Origin of the sequence: Mesorhizobium sp. M1E.F.Ca.ET.063.01.1.1 (assembly GCF_003998155.1) — a bacterium.
Taxonomy (GTDB): Bacteria; Pseudomonadota; Alphaproteobacteria; order Rhizobiales; family Rhizobiaceae; genus Mesorhizobium.
On record NZ_RZSC01000787.1, the window covers coordinates 1 to 2,649 of the forward strand.

Here is a 2,649-nt window from a genome sequence, read left to right on the forward strand (position 1 = left end):
CGACCGGGCTTTTCTTAAGCACGCCGCATGAATGCGGCGTGCTCAATCTCTTTGTGCATGTCGTTGGCCCAAAACCGCTGCGCACTTTTGGGCGACGTGCATCGGCGTCCTAGCGGACGCTGGCGACGGCGTCCTCGCGGCCGTCGTTGATCGAAACCCAAACGCCCGAATTCTCGGCCGATTGACGTTTGAGGTAGGTGTAAACCGTGTCGTTCCAGGCGAGCACTTTCGGCTCGAGATTGTCGAGGATGAACTCGCCGAGACTGGTGCGCACCGTCAGCACCGCATGGCCGTCGCCGTTCGGCTGGCGCACGACCGTCATCAAGAGGTCGCCGGCGGGGACGCCCGCCGCCATCAGCTCGCGGCGCTTCTCCAGCCCATAATCCTCGCAGTCGCCATAGCCGTTGTCGGGATAGGCCCAGTATTCCTCGACCCCGTAGATTTCCATATCGGTTCGCGGCTTGACCCGGATGTTCACCGAATTGTTGATGCTGACGATCGTCGCCCACAGTTTGCGGGTCAGTTCGACCGGAGGCTCTTTCGGCGTCCTTTCGTTGCATTCGACCGGCACGCGCTGGCAGAATTCATAGTGGCCGACCGGCTGGGTGGTGCGGCCGCCCGTATGCATGAGCACCGGTCCCGCGCTTGCCGTTCCCCAGGCGGAAAGCTGCATCGCCATTGCCAAGAGCAACAGCTTGCCCCTCGTCATTTTCATTATGGCAGTCTCCCCGTTTGAGAAAGACTGTGCCACGTTGGGATTTATTTGACGCAAAAACGCGAAGTAGATATTGAGTAAAACGCCCGTAGAATAAATATAAAATTTGAACTATCTCGGTTTGAGATCGTTGGGATTTGGTTGGCGCGCGCAGGCGATCGGCGACGGCTCGGCGGGCGGCGAGTGGTTGCGGACGATGTCTCTTTGAGGCAACAAAAAAACCGGCCGCGTGCGGCCGGTTCGGTTGTACCCGGATGCGTTCGCGTCAGGATCGCGGCGCGTTGAATTCCGAATCCAGCGTTTCCGGCCGCTGAATGACGGCGAATTCGATGGCAACGCCGTCCTCGAAGTGACGCACCACCTGGCCGCGCATCGTGCCCAGCATGACCTGCACGCCGATCGCCGGTTTGACGTCGATCTCGATCGCCGCGCCCGAAAGCGACAGGTCGATGATGCGGCACTGATACTGGCGCCCATCGGTGAGCTGCAGCACGCTCATCGGATTGCGCGGCGCGACGCGCTCATGGCGGCGGTCTTCCGGCAGGTCCAGCTCGTGCTTGTTGGCAAGCCAGGTGAGCTGAGCGGCAAGCTTGTCCTTCTTGCGGTCGGAAGCGATGACGGTCATGGCGAAACCGTCCTGCGAAGTCCGTGTCACGATGCCTTCGATGCGGCCGATATGGTCGATATAGGCAATGACCTTTTCGCCCGGCATGCCGACGCGGTCGGTGCGCAAGGCGACGTTACCGGGCGACATGTCGATCACCTGGCACGGATGTTCGGTGCGGTCCTCCAGCATGAACCGCCCGTAAATCTTCACCCGGACGCGCTGGAAATTGCGCCGCTCTGCTCGGGACGGCGCGTATTCTACCGCCGTTGACCTCATGGCTGCCTGCACCCCGTTGGCACTCCACGCGACGATGCGCGGAATTTCGCCGGAAAAAGCTACAGCAAAGCAGGTTAACAAAGGGGAAAAAGTCGGCCGCGAACGGCTTGAGATCGGAGCTTGTCTCAGGGGCAAAGTCAGAATCGATCGGGCCAGGATTCCCGGCCACTTGCCTCATTCGTTGCGTCCGCCGTCGAAGACGACGAGGTGGCGAATCCGGCGCACGCGGCCGAGCGCGGGAATGGTCTCATGCGCGTCGAACTCCGTCGGCACCAGCGAAGGAACATCGATCGCAGGCCGATTCTTCAGGAACATCGGTTCCTTGTCGGGATCAATGACCCGGATCGCGTCGATCTGGGCATCGGCAAGCGGGTCGGCGCCCAGCCAGAACGGCCTTTCCACGGCGCTGATGATGCCGAGGCAGCGGGGATTCTCGATGCCGCCGTCGAGCGGCAGCGCGAGCAGTTCGAACTTGTTGGAACGGCCGTTTCGGCTGAAGCCCTCGTAGTTCATCAGCAGCAGCGATTTCTGGTCGAAGACGCCGTGGATGAGCCGCGACACCAGTCGCTGGTCCTTCTCGCGCCAGAGCGAGGGAAACGAGAAGCCCTTGAGCTCGCGGCCGTAGCAGGCGCAGAGCCTTGTGCCGGCGAGCCGGAACACGGCTTCCCCGCGCGTGTCCCGCTCCAGGATGAACGTGTCGGCCAGGAGCGACTTGATGTCCGCCGGCTCGACCTCCGAGCGTTTCGGGGCAGGGCGGCCATCACGCAGCCGGTTCCAATATTGGAACAGCGTGATTGATCCGTTCTGATTCATTTTCATTCCGCTCCGCGCAATCTGTCTTTTTGCTGTCCCATCGGCGAACAGACAGGGCGCCCTCCGATGACCTTCATGCGGTGCGGAGCAGGATGCGTGCCAGCATCGTTAACGTTTGTTCACGGGTCGGGGTCGTTAAGGTTAACAAGTGGTTTACGTTGCGTGCCGGCAGGGGCTGTGGCACACCAAAAATCACTCCAAAACGATCGTTTCGCAGCGATCGGCAGCACTTCAAGAG

The 2,649-nt window shown here is 61.1% G+C and carries 3 protein-coding genes; all 3 read right to left on the reverse strand.

Annotated elements, in window-relative coordinates:
* Nucleotides 1-109: 109 nt before the first annotated feature.
* Nucleotides 110-715 (reverse strand): transglutaminase-like cysteine peptidase, encoded by a 606-nt coding sequence (locus EOA29_RS32300; protein WP_126094177.1) that lies wholly within the window; start codon nucleotides 713-715, stop codon nucleotides 110-112.
* A 265-nt stretch (nucleotides 716-980) separates the two neighbouring features.
* Entirely contained in the window at nucleotides 981-1,598 is a 618-nt protein-coding gene (locus EOA29_RS32305) for a PilZ domain-containing protein (RefSeq protein WP_126094176.1), read from the reverse strand.
* A 174-nt stretch (nucleotides 1,599-1,772) separates the two neighbouring features.
* Nucleotides 1,773-2,411, reverse strand: a complete 639-nt coding sequence (locus EOA29_RS32310; protein ID WP_126094175.1) for a PAS domain-containing protein — start codon at nucleotides 2,409-2,411, stop codon at nucleotides 1,773-1,775.
* Nucleotides 2,412-2,649: the final 238 nt, after the last annotated feature.